The 13,576-nt window shown below is 44.2% G+C and carries 16 protein-coding genes; all 16 read right to left on the reverse strand.

The features are described from left to right. Positions 1-49 precede the first annotated feature (49 nt). The gene (locus NIT04_RS10720; protein ID WP_252503602.1) at positions 50-430 is read right to left on the reverse strand and encodes a TIGR02530 family flagellar biosynthesis protein; all 381 of its coding nucleotides are present in this window, start codon (positions 428-430) and stop codon (positions 50-52) included. An 18-nt stretch (positions 431-448) separates the two neighbouring features. Then, positions 449-1,096: a flagellar hook assembly protein FlgD gene (gene flgD, locus NIT04_RS10725; RefSeq protein WP_252503603.1), complete on the reverse strand. Its 648-nt coding sequence runs from the start codon at positions 1,094-1,096 to the stop codon at positions 449-451. A 3-nt stretch (positions 1,097-1,099) separates the two neighbouring features. Then, entirely contained in the window at positions 1,100-2,371 is a 1,272-nt protein-coding gene (locus tag NIT04_RS10730; RefSeq protein ID WP_252503604.1) for a flagellar hook-length control protein FliK, read from the reverse strand. Between the two features lie 44 nt (positions 2,372-2,415). Continuing rightward, positions 2,416-3,021 carry a MotE family protein gene (locus tag NIT04_RS10735; protein ID WP_252503605.1) on the reverse strand — a complete coding sequence of 202 codons (606 nt, stop codon included), beginning with the start codon at positions 3,019-3,021 and terminating at the stop codon, positions 2,416-2,418. A 1-nt stretch (position 3,022) separates the two neighbouring features. Further along, complete coding sequence (gene fliJ / locus NIT04_RS10740) at positions 3,023-3,478, reverse strand: flagellar export protein FliJ (RefSeq protein ID WP_252503606.1); 456 nt, start codon at positions 3,476-3,478, stop codon at positions 3,023-3,025. Beyond that, on the reverse strand, positions 3,475-4,803 hold the full coding sequence (gene fliI / locus NIT04_RS10745; protein WP_252503607.1) for a flagellar protein export ATPase FliI: 1,329 nt from the start codon (positions 4,801-4,803) through the stop codon (positions 3,475-3,477). The genes fliJ and fliI overlap by 4 nt, the downstream gene beginning before the upstream one ends. Before the next feature lie 2 nt (positions 4,804-4,805). Further along, positions 4,806-5,585 carry a flagellar assembly protein FliH gene (gene fliH, locus NIT04_RS10750; RefSeq protein ID WP_252503608.1) on the reverse strand — a complete coding sequence of 260 codons (780 nt, stop codon included), beginning with the start codon at positions 5,583-5,585 and terminating at the stop codon, positions 4,806-4,808. Next, positions 5,569-6,582, reverse strand: coding sequence for a flagellar motor switch protein FliG (fliG, locus tag NIT04_RS10755; protein ID WP_252503609.1), 1,014 nt, complete (start codon positions 6,580-6,582; stop codon positions 5,569-5,571). Before fliG ends, fliH begins: the two co-directional genes overlap by 17 nt. A 14-nt stretch (positions 6,583-6,596) precedes the next feature. Further along, positions 6,597-8,171: a flagellar basal-body MS-ring/collar protein FliF gene (gene fliF, locus NIT04_RS10760; RefSeq protein ID WP_252503610.1), complete on the reverse strand. Its 1,575-nt coding sequence runs from the start codon at positions 8,169-8,171 to the stop codon at positions 6,597-6,599. A gap of 50 nt (positions 8,172-8,221) precedes the next feature. Next, positions 8,222-8,530: a flagellar hook-basal body complex protein FliE gene (fliE, locus tag NIT04_RS10765; protein ID WP_252503611.1), complete on the reverse strand. Its 309-nt coding sequence runs from the start codon at positions 8,528-8,530 to the stop codon at positions 8,222-8,224. Positions 8,531-8,555: 25 nt separating this feature from the next. Continuing rightward, on the reverse strand, positions 8,556-9,017 hold the full coding sequence (gene flgC, locus NIT04_RS10770; RefSeq protein WP_252503612.1) for a flagellar basal body rod protein FlgC: 462 nt from the start codon (positions 9,015-9,017) through the stop codon (positions 8,556-8,558). Positions 9,018-9,019: 2 nt separating this feature from the next. Further along, entirely contained in the window at positions 9,020-9,412 is a 393-nt protein-coding gene (flgB, locus tag NIT04_RS10775; RefSeq protein WP_252503613.1) for a flagellar basal body rod protein FlgB, read from the reverse strand. 300 nt (positions 9,413-9,712) lie between these two features. Further along, a complete protein-coding gene (gene codY / locus NIT04_RS10780) occupies positions 9,713-10,489 on the reverse strand; it encodes a GTP-sensing pleiotropic transcriptional regulator CodY (protein ID WP_252503614.1) in 777 nt (258 codons plus the stop codon). An 82-nt stretch (positions 10,490-10,571) separates the two neighbouring features. Beyond that, complete coding sequence (hslU, locus tag NIT04_RS10785; RefSeq protein ID WP_252503615.1) at positions 10,572-11,975, reverse strand: ATP-dependent protease ATPase subunit HslU; 1,404 nt, start codon at positions 11,973-11,975, stop codon at positions 10,572-10,574. Continuing rightward, the gene (gene hslV / locus NIT04_RS10790; RefSeq protein ID WP_252505078.1) at positions 11,972-12,517 is read right to left on the reverse strand and encodes an ATP-dependent protease subunit HslV; all 546 of its coding nucleotides are present in this window, start codon (positions 12,515-12,517) and stop codon (positions 11,972-11,974) included. The genes hslU and hslV overlap by 4 nt, the downstream gene beginning before the upstream one ends. 9 nt (positions 12,518-12,526) lie before the next feature. Then, complete coding sequence (gene xerC / locus NIT04_RS10795; protein WP_252505079.1) at positions 12,527-13,420, reverse strand: tyrosine recombinase XerC; 894 nt, start codon at positions 13,418-13,420, stop codon at positions 12,527-12,529. Positions 13,421-13,576 lie beyond the last annotated feature (156 nt).

The following is a 13,576-nucleotide window of genomic DNA, read 5'->3' on the forward strand; positions in this document are numbered from 1 at the left end:
CTGTCAGTCGGCAGTACGTCGGCATCCTCTTTCTGAGGTCCTGCCGTTGTTAGCTGAGCACGATTGTGCCGTCGATGTTTGTGAATAATTGATCTTTCGCTTCCTTGCGGTCCATCGCTGTAATGACGGTGGAATTTTTTGCGCTGATGATGAGTGCTGCTTGATCCATCAGTACAAGAGATTCTTTGATTCCCTTCACTTTTGCTTCATTCACCTTGTCTGTGATGTGAGCCCATTCAGTTTCTGAAATATGAATGTTCCGCTCTTTCAGCCTGTCATTTGCATGTTTGCTGATTTTTAATTCTTGTGGCTGGATTGCCTTGTTCAGCTGTTCAATAAAAGACTGTTTCGGCTGGGGCGGAGTTTTCAATGGTTGTCTATGGCGGATGAGTGGCTGCGATGGAACGTGGTGGATGTTTAACTTATTCATACACTCGCTCCTCTTTTCTTATTGGCTAATGGAAGTGAATGAGTTTCCGTCGAGTCTACTGCCGTCATCCAAAATATATTGAAGTTTCCCTTCTCTATTTGAAACAGATATGACAGTTCCTGACTTTTCCTCTTCTCCGTCCATATATCCGACTGTTTTCCCAATTAAAAGACTGGCTTCTACTAAACTATTTGTACTTCCAGAACCTGATAGCACTTCTGAAATATTGCCGGGTGCGAGTTCCTTCCCGTCTGCCATTGTAAAGACGACAGATCCGTTCACAAATTTCGCTGATTGGATGACGCCTGTCCCTTCATTGACAATCGGTTTGCCCGCTTCGTCTTTCTTATCGGTCAATTCATGCCAGCGGACATTCTTTCCGACGAATTGGTTGTATTGAATCAATTGGGATTGGTTTTGTGCCTCGGCGAACTTTTCGAATGCACTTGCCAAGTTCATCGTTTGTTCCAATGACGAAAACTGTGCCATCTGCGCGATGAATTCGTTATCTTTCATCGGGTTCGTCGGATCCTGGTTTTGCAGTTGCGCAATAAGGATTTTCATGAAAGCGTCCTTGCCCATCGTATCCGGCCCTGTTTTCCGTTGATCTCGCTGTTTATTAAGTAGAAACATCGATTCGGTAATCGGTTTTTGTCCCTCTACCATTCACTACACCTCCAGTTCGATCATATATTCATCGAAAGATTGTTCTTCATCAGTTGATTTGTTTTGCTTGTTATCGTCTGACTGTTGCTCACGCTTGAACTGTTCATTAAAAGATTGTTCACGTTCGTTCCTATGTGATTCTTGGAGAGTCTGGGCAACGTCAATGCGGTCGACTTGTAAGTTCTGTTGATTGAATGCGTGTTTCAGTTGATGCAGCTGGCTGTCAAGCAGTCCTTTTGCAAATGCCGTCGATGCAAGGATTCTCGCTGTCATGATTCCGTTTGTTTCAAGCAGTTCGATACGGATTTGGCCAAGATGTTCGGGATATAGTTTGATAAGCATCCGATTGGATCCGCCTACTTGTCCGAAATTGGCCCTTTTCATGAGCGCTTGCATTTCCTTCAATAAAGACTCGCTTCGATTCGTTTGATTCGACTCGGCTTGCTGTACTGGCACTTCGCCTCTAACTGTTGTAGCAGCTACGTGCGCTGAACTCGCATGCGATGTTGTATCGGCATGTTTCTGTCCTGAGCTTTCAGCATTCGTTGAAGTTCCAGAATTCGTTTCAAGAACGATTCTGAAGTCTGTTTTTTGTTGGATGAATGGCAGCTGCTCCTGTTTTCCTATCGCCAGTATTCCCTGCTCGAATTGTCCAGCAGCACTTGTAAGCATATTGCGGAAACTGTCGGCCTTCTGCTCCATCGAAATGACCATGTCAACTTTTGACGTAAGCAAGTCTACCGCTTTTAAAATCGATAGGAGCTGGGTAGCTTCATTCCTAGAAGCCGGATTTTGAAGAGCTTCATTCAGATGATCAAAAAATCGAATTCCCGCTTCGTCGATCATGTTTAGTAATGACCACATGTCAGAGGCCATGGTAAGTTCCTCTGTTTCAGCTTTTGTCATACCGGCTTTCTCTAACAATTGTTTTAGCCTGTCGAGAATTGATTCCGGATTGATCGACAACAGCTTTGCAAAATCCTCCAAGTCTCCTTTGTTCCCCAATGCTTCGACACTAGTAGACAACTCGATATTGTCGCTACCTGGAATCGCTTGTATCGCTTTCTCCAACTCTTCCATGGTTGACGCATTGAATACATTTGGAATCAATTCGATCGGGAGTTCTCCGTCAACCGAACGCTTCGGTTCTACATCCCGCGTGGAAATACCGGCGAACACTGCGCCGAATTTCGAAGTTGCCGTGCCGCCTTTTTGCGGATTACTAGCTGAAATTTGTTTCATGCCAACCATCGTTGGCAATGCACCGATGTTCACTCTGTTGTTCACCTCCCCTCAATGTGTGGCACCTTCACTACCGCCTATTTTGTCATGAGACTCGTATACTTTGCGGCGTCTTCAGGCGACATCTTTTCTAATATCGGTGCGAGAACTTCAGGTTTTAGCTTGGTAAGTATCTCAATCGCCTCCGCATCACTCATTTTTGTAATGACCGGTGCTGCGGATTTTGCAGACATTTTTTCGAACGTTGAAATAATTTCCTTCATGTCACGTTTATAGTCTTCTTTTTCCATTTTCAAAGCTTCTATTTGCGCTAACAAGCTAGTCTGCTCGTCGAGAAGAACCTTTTTTTCGTCCTCTGATTTCGCCAGGTTTTCCTGAAGCTTGAATAGTTGCGCTTCCTTCTCCTGGATTTCCGCTTGCAATTCGACGACTCTTTCTTCGATGATCAAGTCATCTTCATTTTCGTCATCGGCCTGCTTCTGATCAGTAAACGGAAGGGATTTGGACCATTCCTTCGCTTTGTCAAAGACGTTAACGTCGGCGACATATGCAATGATCAATAGCACCATCGTTGTGAAGAGCAATGGAATGAGCGTCCATAGCAACACTTCTTGGAAGAGACGGGTGCTTTTCTTCTTTTCGACGATTTTTTTGTCAGCATGCAGTTTTGAATTCCTCGCCAAGTTACCACCCTGTTTCTCTTCTATGGAACTTCAATGTTGATAATTCATCCAACAAACTTGCTTCCGCCTGTTCCATTTCAGTACGATAATGTTCTTTATCTATTTCCTTCATCTTTTCGAACTTTTTCACTTCGATCGTTTTCTCAAGCAATTTCTCCTCGAACCAGTTCATTTTGGAGCGGGCTTTAATGACTTCACGTTGCAGTACTTCTATCCTTTTATCGAGACTATCGATAAATCGAGCGTAGTGATGGATTTCATTAATCGAAAAGCCCATTTTCATCTTTTCCTGATGGTCGGCAATGACGTCTTCCTTCCGCTTCAAGAGCTCATACAGTTCAGTTGCGATTGTTTCAAAAGAATCGACCGCTTTCTTGAATTCTATTTCGGTCTCCGTCTTCTCCTGTTCCCGGTATGTGAGCACTTTTTCAAATCGGTATTCGTAAGGTTTCATCATTTACCTCCTCCTGGAGCAAGTGATACCAATTCTTCGATTGATTCTTCCATTCTCACATTCTCTTTATAGCTTTGTTTCAAAAAGTTGGTAATATGCGATTCGTATTCAATCGCTTCGTCGATTTCCCTCGACGTTCCCCGCTTATATGCACCGATATTGATGAGATCTTCCGACTTGTCATACGTGTAATACAATTCACGGAGCTTTTCAGCCGCCTTCACATGTTCCGGGTCGGCTATGTGATTCATAAGCCGGCTCACACTTTTCAAGACGTTTATCGCCGGGTATTGTCCTTTGTTGGCGAGCGTCCTGTCCAAGACGATATGACCATCGAGTATTCCTCGGACCGCATCCGCAATCGGTTCGTTCATGTCGTCACCATCTACGAGAACTGTGTAAAACGCTGTAATCGCACCGACATCATTCGTCCCGGTCCTTTCAAGCAGTTTCGGTAAAATCGCGAATACGGACGGAGTATAACCTCGGGTAGCAGGAGGTTCCCCGACTGCAAGGCCGATTTCCCTTTGCGCCATCGCGACCCGGGTGACAGAATCCATCATAAGCATGACGTTCATCCCTTTATCACGGAAATATTCCGCTATCGCGGTCGCCGTGAACGCCCCTTTAATCCTCATGAGTGCCGGCTGATCGGACGTAGCTGCAACAACAATCGTTTTGCTTAAGCCTTCGGGTCCTAAATCCCGTTCTATGAATTCACGGACTTCACGGCCTCGTTCTCCAATTAAACCGATGACATTCAGATCGGCTGTCGTATTTCTTGCAATCATCCCGAGCAAAGTACTTTTTCCAACACCGGAACCGGCGAAGATCCCGACTCTTTGGCCATTGCCGACCGTTAACATCCCGTCAATCGCTTTGACACCTACAGCCAGCTTCTCGCTGATCGGCAATCTCGTCATGACATTCGGAGGATCCTGCTCTGTCCTTACCGTTGATAACCCTTTCGGAAGCGGACTGCCATCAATCGGATTCCCCATCGAGTCAAGCACTTTACCGATCAGGTTCATCCCGACCTTCACCTCAAGAGGCTTTCCAGTACATTCGACAAGACAACCGCTCGAAATGTCCGTAATATTCGAGTAAGGCATTAGGATGACAATTTCTTCCCTGAATCCGACGACTTCCGCCAAGATGACCGAGTCTCGTTTGCTTCCGTTGTTTAGATGGATTCGGCATACGTCCCCGACTGAACTTTCCGGCCCTTGAGATTCAATCATGAGGCCGACAACCCGGACGACACGTCCGAATTTCGGAAAGGAGTTCATTGTAGGAATGACATTTAGTAGTTCTTTCGCCTTCTTCATCGTCAGTCACCACTTTCCAACATTTCAACGAGCTGCTCTTTTAGCTCGTTCAACTGTTCATCCACGCTGACAACTATCCGACCTTGGTTCGTTTCGATAATACAATCGTCCTTGTTGAAATCGTCATTTGCAAAGATGAGAAAAGGGACATCAGGCGGAAAAATGGATGCGAGTTCCGCACGATTCGATGAAACGAGTTCGAATTGGGAAACAGAAACGTATAGTTTGATCTCTTTCATTTCTCTCGCTTCCTTCAATCCCCTCTTTACAATTGAAAGAAATGCTTCCTCATCTTCTTCAAGCGTCTTTCCGAGTATCCGTTCGGCCGTTTTCATCGCGATTTCCAATATGATTCCTTCCTGTGCTTCCAAATATTTCAGTGCGTTTTCCTTCGAATGGAGAATGACTTCATTTGCGACTTTTACAGATTCGCTCATATCGGATAGCGACTTATTTCGTCCTTCCTCGTAACCGACTTGGAAGCCCTCTTCATAAGCTTGTTGCTGTAACGCCTTCTTCTCCTGCTCCCAGGCGGCTTGCATAGCGGCGATATCCTCTTGTGCCATTTGCCTCATACGCTCCGCCTCAGCCTTGTCGATCTCAATCTGTCGTCTTGCATCTTTCAACATCCGGTCACGTTCAAGATAAAGAGCCTCTTTTGAGATACCTTCCTCTTTTCCGTCAACCTTCGGCATATTCAAATTCCTGATTGTGATTTCCTTAACGCTTCCGTCCTCGGAAATCGTACGGGAAGAACGAAAAATGTTAGACAATGATGTCATCCCCTCCACCACGGGCTATGATGATCTCACCTGAATCTTCCAATCTTCGGATTATAGAAACGATTCGTGCCTGCGCCTCTTCTACGTCCCGCAATCTCACAGGCCCCATAACTTCCATTTCTTCTTGGAAGGATTCGGCCATTCGCTGGGACATGTTTTTAAAGAGGATTTCCCTCACTTCTTCACTGGACACTTTCATCGACAATATGAGGTCCTCGTTTTCGCACTCACGCACAATGCGCTGAATGGAACGATTGTCCAATGTGACGATATCTTCGAAAACGAACATCCTTTTCCGGATTTCCTCTGCGAGCTCCGGATCTTGAATTTCAAGCGCATCCAAAATCGTCTTTTCGGTAGCTCTGTCGACCCCGTTCAATACTTGTACAACGGCGTCGACTCCGCCCGTCTCGGTGAAATCCTGGGTGACCGTCGAAGATAGCTTCCTTTCCAATACAGCCTCGATCTCGCTAATGACTTCAGGAGAGGTGGAATCCATTGTCGCAATCCTTTTTGCGATATCCGCCTGCATTTCCTGCGGCAGCGATGAAAGGATCATCCCTGCCTGCTCCGCTTCAAGATAGGACAAGATGAGAGCGATTGTCTGAGGATGCTCGTTCTGAATGAAATTCAGTATTTGGCTTGGTTCTGCCCTTCTTGCAAAGTCGAATGGTCTCACTTGCAAAGAAGATGTCAGCCGATTAATGATCGCTTGAGCGTGTTCTTTCCCTAACGCTTTCTCCAATACTGTTTTGGCATAACCGATTCCGCCTTGGGAGATATAGTCTTGGGCAAGTGCAATATTATGAAATTCCTCGATGATCTCTTCCTTGACGGAGGAGTCTACTTTCTTCACACCGGAAATTTCAAGTGTCAAACGTTCGATCTCCTCTTCAGTCAAGTGCTTATAGACAGCAGCCGAAACTTCCGGACCGAGCGATATGAGCAGGAGTGCCGCTTTTTGCTTGCCTGTCATTCCTTTATCTTTCTTTACCACTATTTATCCCTCCGTCAATCCTCGGCTATCCACGTTCTCAGTAACTTGGCGAATTCCTCAGGTTTGTCCTTCGCCATCTTTTCAAGTTGCTTTTTGCGAAGTGTCGCTTCTGTTTCGTGTTCCATATTAATATCATCCACATGCAATGCTTCTCGCTGCTCTTCGATAATCATCGCTTCTTCCATCTCCCGCTCCTCTCTGCGTTTGCGGAAGTATGCAATGATCAGGATGACAATGACGACTAGTAAAGCAGCTCCGATTGCATATACCCACCAAGGGACTACGCCTTGTGCAGTTTGAGGAACTGTTGTCATTTTCCCATTAAAGACTTGCGTGGAAATTGCAATTTTGCTTTCCCAATATTCATCTGTAACGTCTGTTGGCACATAGCTTTTATCAATCGAAGTCCTAATAATCGTCCCAAGAATATTTCGTATATCATTTTCCACGTCCGCCCCATCGGACGGCTCTATCATTACTTGAATACCGATATCACGAATTTTGTAAGGACTTTCAACGATATCTTTCCGGATTCGGTTCACTTCATTATTGATCGTTTCTTCCAACCGTTCATAATCGCCATTTGCACTGTTGCCTTCAACGAAGTTTGTACGGTTATCGGTCGGGTCTTCTCCTTCTGGCGGGCCTCCTGCGAGAGCGCCGTTGCCGGAAAATGATTCCGTAATCCTTTGAACGCTGATTGCTAGGCTGTCCAAGTCCTCATCTACGCGGTCGACAAGATTCTCTTGCCTGTTTTCCTGCTTAAAATCGATATCGGTTGTTACAGAAACGATTACTTTGTCCTGACCGACCATCGTACCGAGCATCATCTGCACTTTCCTCTGCAAATCGCGTTCAATCGTCTTCTTCAAATCCATTTGATCGATTATGTTGGTACCGATTGATTGGCTGGATGACTTTAAATCGAAGTATTCGGAATACTGGTTCATGATTACGATATCGTCTGTAGATAAATTCGGTAAACTTTTAGATATTAAATTATATAAGGCGGTAATTTGCGATTCCGTAAACTGATGTCCAGGTTCCGTTTTCAACATAATAGCTGCACTTGCATTTTGTACGGTTTCATTTAAAAAGACACTTTGCGTAGGCAATGTGATCATTACGTTTGCATCCTGAACTCCTTGGATCCCTTTGATTAAATTTGCCAATTCTGTTTGCATTGAAGCAAGCTTGATCATATTGAATTCATTATCCGTCGTGCCAAAGCCGGCATTTTGAGAGAAGAACGAATAATCGATTGTTCCTGTATTCGGGTATCCTTCCGCGGCGAGGGTGACAAGAAGATCATCAACACGCTCTTTCGGAACGAGGATGGATGTGCCCCCGGGCGCAATTTGGCTTGGAATGCCTTGCGCATCCAACTCTTCCTTTATGCGTCCTATTTCTGCACGCGAAACGTCACTATAGAGGGGGACAAACTCCGTCCTTGACAAGAAGTATGTCAAAAATGCAGCAAAAATAATGACAGCAGCCGCGGACCCGATATATGTTGTTTTTTGTCGTTTTGTGCGACTCGACCAGAACTGCTTCAAGTCAGTTCCAATTTTCGTCAATCTTTCTTTCATTCTGATCCCCCGGTCTGCTTACATAATAACAACATTAGTAAATGTGAAAATTAAACTGGCATTCTTATTATTTCTTGATAGGCTTCGATGACTTTATTCCGCACTTCCATTGTCGCATTCAAAGCAATTGAAGCTTTTTGTGCGGTGATCATAACATTATGCAAATCAACATCTTCACCTAAAATGAGTTTCTGCGTCATTTTATCCGATTCGATCTGTTTGACGTTCACTTCCTGAATGGCATCTTTCAAAAATGTTCCGAAGCTTTTCTGCGACTCGTATGGCGTCGGCTGAATGCCCTGGCCTATCTTCAGCAATCCGGCTGCATTTCCTGCCCCTTGTATAGATTGTATCGGCATCAGTCATCACTTCCCTTCCCGTTCATCATTTCCCTATTTCAAGTGCTTTCATTAGCATCGCTTTGTTGGCATTTAATACTGTGACATTCGCTTCATATGACCTTGTCGCAGACATGAGATCGATCATTTCCCTTAATGGATCTACATTCGGCATTTGGACATATCCTTCCTCATTCGCATCTGGATGCGTTGGGTCAAAAACAAGCTTGAACGGAGTTTCTACATCTTCCTGTATACGTGAAACTGTCACCCCATAGCCAACGGCACCCCTGTCCTGGCTCCCCATCGCTGCTTGCAGCATCGAAGAGAACCGTCCTTCCATCGGTTGAAAACTCACAGTCTTACGACGATATGGCTGCCATTCGCCATCTACCATCTTCCCTCGGGTCGTTTCAATATTTGCCATATTTGAGGAAATGACGTCCATCCTAAGGCGTTGTGCAGTCAGTGCCGATGCGGAAGTATTAAGGCTATGAAAAATCGACATGATTAACGTCCTCCTTTAATGACATTTTGAAGTGAGTTGAATTTACTGTTGAGGCGGTCGACCAACGCGTTATAGTAAATCTGGTTCGCAGCAAGATCTGCCTGCTCTTTGTCCATGTCAACACCATTGCCATCTTGCCTATATTTGAAATTGGTATAATTGGCTATACCCGGTTTCGAAACTTTGGAAGCAAAATCAAAATGCAGTTCATTCGTCCGATAGGCATTGATCGGCTTGCTCTGAGCTTCATGCATCATTTGCTTAAAACTAACATGTTTCGACTTGTAATTCGGCGTGTCGACATTTGCTATATTTTGCGAAATAACTTTTCCTTTTGTTGATGAAAAATCCAAACCTCGCTCAAGCAGTGAAATCGTTGATCCATAAATGTTCATTAATCTATTTCACCTCTAGTTTTATATTATTTTTATATGATAGATTGCATTTCTATAAAACTTTCAATGAAAACACATATCTTATTGTATCGGATTTTGGCGAACTTTGTCCATCATATTAATCCAAATAGAATTAGTACAAAACAACCCTTTTACATTCATACAAACCGCATGTTTATAGTTCTTAGGACTAATTTCACAACATAGCAATTTGGCATCAATCATCCGAAGACAACTTACTCATTCCTTCCCATAAAAATAACACTTCGGCAAAATTTTCAGCCGAAGTGTTATGAGTGATTAATTCTTTTGGTTTTCAAGTTCCTCAAGGAATTTGCTGTTCAATACTTTAATGTATGTGCCTTTCATACCAAGTGAACGGGATTCGATCACACCGGCACTTTCAAGTTTACGCAAAGCATTGACGATAACGGAGCGTGTAATTCCTACACGGTCAGCAATTTTGGAAGCAACTAGTAGACCTTCATTGCCATCAAGCTCTTTGAAGATGTGTTCAATCGCTTCGTGTTCACTGTAGGACAATGAATTGATAGCCATTTGAACTACAGCTTTGCTACGTGCTTCCACTTCGATTTCCTCAGCTTTTTCACGTAGGATTTCCATACCAACTACAGTAGCGCCATACTCAGCAAGGATAAGATCATCCTCTGTGAACTTTTCTTTTAGGCGAGCAAGGACAAGCGTTCCAAGTCGCTCGCCACCACCGATGATCGGAACAACTGTCGTCAAGCCGTCTTTGAATAGTTCACGTTCCTCTTCAGGGAATACTGTGTAATCACTGTATACATCAATATTTGAAGACGTTTCATTCACTTCGAAAAGTTTTTTTGTGTACTCTTCAGGGAACTTACGGTCTTGGAACATCTTTTTCATACGCTCGTTCTCAATTTGTTGGTGAATTTCAAGGCCAAGCAATTTCCCTTTTCTGCTGACGATGAATGCGTTACATTCGATGACCATGCTCAATTTTTCAGCCATCTCTTTAAAGTTTACAGGCTTCCCTGCTGTTTCTTGCAACATTGCATTAATTTTTCTTGTTTTTGATAATAAAGACATTATTACTTCCTCCTAATAGTTCCATTGGTATTTAAGAATATTCTAAAGCTTTTTAATCATTAAATAAACTAATACGTGTTCATTATAAGATAAAATGTGACAAATCTTTGTTTTTTACGATGTTTTTCAACTTATCATCGACATATGCCACAGTAATCTTAATCGATGACGGTCCGATTTCCGCAGCTTCATACGATAACTCTTCAAGTAATTTCTCCAGTATCGTATGCAACCGTCTTGCGCCGATGTTTTCGGTGTTATCATTCACATCAAATGCAATTTCCGCAACCCTGTCGATTGCTTCATCCGAAAACTCAATTTCGACATTTTCCGTTGCCAACAATTTTTCGTATTGCTTGATCAACGAAAAATCGGGTTCTTTCAAAATCCGGACGAAGTCATCCTTCGTAAGCTTTTCAAGTTCAACCCGAATCGGGAAGCGGCCCTGCAGCTCCGGGATGATATCCGAAGGCTTTGACATATGGAAAGCGCCAGCCGCTATGAATAGGATGAAATCCGTCTTCACAGGACCATATTTAGTCGTCACCGTTGAGCCTTCCACGATAGGCAATATGTCTCGTTGAACACCTTCCCGAGAAACATCTGCAGAAGATCCGCCGCTATTGCCCCGACTAGCTATTTTATCCATTTCATCAATGAAGATGATTCCGGACTGCTCCGTCAGCTCAACCGACCTTCTTGAAATTTCATCATGATCGATCAGTTTATCTGCTTCCTCGGCTTGAAGGATCTTTCTCGCTTCCTTCACCTTCATTTTGCGCTTCGTCATCTTTTTCGGCATTAAAGAAGATAATGCGTCCTGCATGCTTGCACCCATTTGTTCCATTCCCGAACCTTGCAGTGCATCAAACATGGACGGCTGTTGAGAAGAAACTTCAACCGTAATCGATTGATCCTCCAATTCACCAGCTGCGAGACGACGGGCGATTTCAGACCGTTTTTGGCGAATGTCATCCGCTTCCTCGGGACTTTTATCATCCTCATCGGCCTTTTGTCCAAAAAGCATTTCAAAAGGATTTTGCATATTGACTTTGCGCTTTCTTTCAGGAACGAGCAATTCAACGAGCCGCTCCTCAGCAAGCTTTTCCGCTTGGCCTTTGACAGATTCGCGCATTTCCTCACGAACGATGCGGACCGCCGATTCAGTGAGATCTCTCACCATCGATTCGACGTCTCTGCCGACATATCCGACTTCAGTAAACTTTGTCGCTTCCACTTTGACGAAAGGGGCATTGACGAGCCTTGCGATCCTTCTCGCAATTTCGGTCTTTCCAACCCCTGTCGGTCCGATCATTAGGATGTTTTTAGGAATGATCTCCCTCTTTTCATCATCTGTCAAAAGGCTTCTTCTATACCTATTTCGGATAGCTACGGCAACTGCCCTCTTTGCAGCATTCTGTCCTACGATATATCGATCCAAGTAAGCGGTTAACTCGCGGGGGGTCAATTCCTGTTTTTTATTCATTCGAGTACCTCCACAATTATCCGGTCATTTGTGTAGACACATAGGTCAGCGGCTGTCTCAAGCGCAGCCTTGGCAATCTGCTCGGCGGTAAGTGAATCGCCGCTATATTTTTTCAGTGCGCGTCCTGCTGCTAGTGCATAGTTCCCGCCTGATCCGATTGCAAGCACCCCGTCATCCGGTTCAATCACTTCACCGGTTCCCGAAACGAGCAGAAGCCGATCTCTGTCAGCGACAAGCAGCATCGCTTCCAACTTCCTTAATACCCTGTCGCCTCGCCACTCTTTTGCAAGCTCAACAGCAGCGCGTTCCAAGTTGCCGTTGAACTCACCTAGCTTGCCCTCAAACAACTCAAAAAGGGTAAACGCATCGGCTACCGATCCTGCAAATCCAGCTATTATTTTACCGCCAAAAAGCCTTCGTACTTTTTTAGCGGTATGCTTCATGACAACAGATTCTCCCATTGTCACTTGTCCGTCACCCGACATCGCACTAACACCATTGTGCCGGATGGCAAAAATAGTTGTAGAATGAAATTCCATCAGTTCATCCTCCTAAGCCCGCGGATGTGTTTTCATATACGTCTTCCGTAAATGCTCTTTAGTGATATGCGTATACACCTGTGTCGAAGATAAATGACTATGGCCGAGCAATTCTTGTACAGTTCTCATATCTGCGCCGTTCGACAGCAAATGCGTCGCAAAGGAATGGCGGATCATGTGCGGATAAATCTTCCCGTGGATGGCCGCTTCCTCCATCATCGCATTCAGCACATGACGGACACCCCTGTCCGTGATCGGATCACCACGTAAATTGACAAACAGTGATTGATGACTTTTCTTCTTCATTAGAATAGGACGACTCTTCTCCATATAAGATTCAAGTGCATCCTGGGCGAAACTTCCGAATGGAACGTAGCGCTCTTTTCTGCCTTTCCCCATCACTTTGACGATGCCGAGGGAATTATCGACATCGCCCAATTCAATGGATGTCAGCTCACTTACCCGGATTCCGGTGGCGTAAAGCAGTTCGAGAAGAGCTTGATTACGTAATGATTTCGGATCTTCACCAACGCAAGTTTCAAAGAGCGACTCCAATTCCTTTTCATAAAAAAAAGCCGGAAGCCGCTCTTCCTTCTTTGGATGATGCAATAATCGGAATGCATTATCATTTATCCCGAATCGAGCATTGCCAAACTTATAAAAAGATCGAATCGATGAAATCTTCCTTGAGATTGTTTTCCTTGCTAATTCTTTGTCATACAGTCTTGTTATATACAATCGTGCTTCAGGATATTCGACATCATTTAGATCAGCAATCCCTTCTTGGGATAAAAAGGAGAAGAACTCGTGAATGTCATTGCTGTATTCCGAAACTGTCCGGGATGAATAGTTCTTTTCCAGGCGTATGTAGGATATGTATTCGTCTAGAACAGCATCTGGATCAATACGTTGCAAGTGCTTCACCCCCATATGAATCACTCTGTCAATTATAGCAAGATTGGGACATGTTTGAATAGTGGTTATTTTTTCTTTTTTTCAATCCGCATATTATCGTCACTCATTAATCGAATAGGAGGACTAATCCGGAAATTCAAAAGTCAT

The sequence above is a fragment of the Sporosarcina sp. Marseille-Q4943 genome, from assembly GCF_943736995.1.
Classification (GTDB): Bacteria; Bacillota; Bacilli; order Bacillales_A; family Planococcaceae; genus Sporosarcina.

Coding starts and splice junctions, on each gene's coding strand:
- fliE (WP_252503611.1), bottom strand. CDS start 8,530: ATGCCGATACAATCTATACAAGGGGCAGGAAATGCAGCCGGATTGCTG.
- codY (WP_252503614.1), bottom strand. CDS start 10,489: ATGTCTTTATTATCAAAAACAAGAAAAATTAATGCAATGTTGCAAGAA.
- NIT04_RS10720 (WP_252503602.1), bottom strand. CDS start 430: ATGAATAAGTTAAACATCCACCACGTTCCATCGCAGCCACTCATCCGC.
- flgB (WP_252503613.1), bottom strand. CDS start 9,412: ATGAACATTTATGGATCAACGATTTCACTGCTTGAGCGAGGTTTGGAT.
- fliF (WP_252503610.1), bottom strand. CDS start 8,171: ATGAAAGAAAGATTGACGAAAATTGGAACTGACTTGAAGCAGTTCTGG.
- fliJ (WP_252503606.1), bottom strand. CDS start 3,478: ATGATGAAACCTTACGAATACCGATTTGAAAAAGTGCTCACATACCGG.
- hslU (WP_252503615.1), bottom strand. CDS start 11,975: ATGAATAAAAAACAGGAATTGACCCCCCGCGAGTTAACCGCTTACTTG.
- flgC (WP_252503612.1), bottom strand. CDS start 9,017: ATGTCGATTTTTCATAGCCTTAATACTTCCGCATCGGCACTGACTGCA.
- flgD (WP_252503603.1), bottom strand. CDS start 1,096: ATGGTAGAGGGACAAAAACCGATTACCGAATCGATGTTTCTACTTAAT.
- fliI (WP_252503607.1), bottom strand. CDS start 4,803: ATGAAGAAGGCGAAAGAACTACTAAATGTCATTCCTACAATGAACTCC.
- fliH (WP_252503608.1), bottom strand. CDS start 5,585: ATGACATCATTGTCTAACATTTTTCGTTCTTCCCGTACGATTTCCGAG.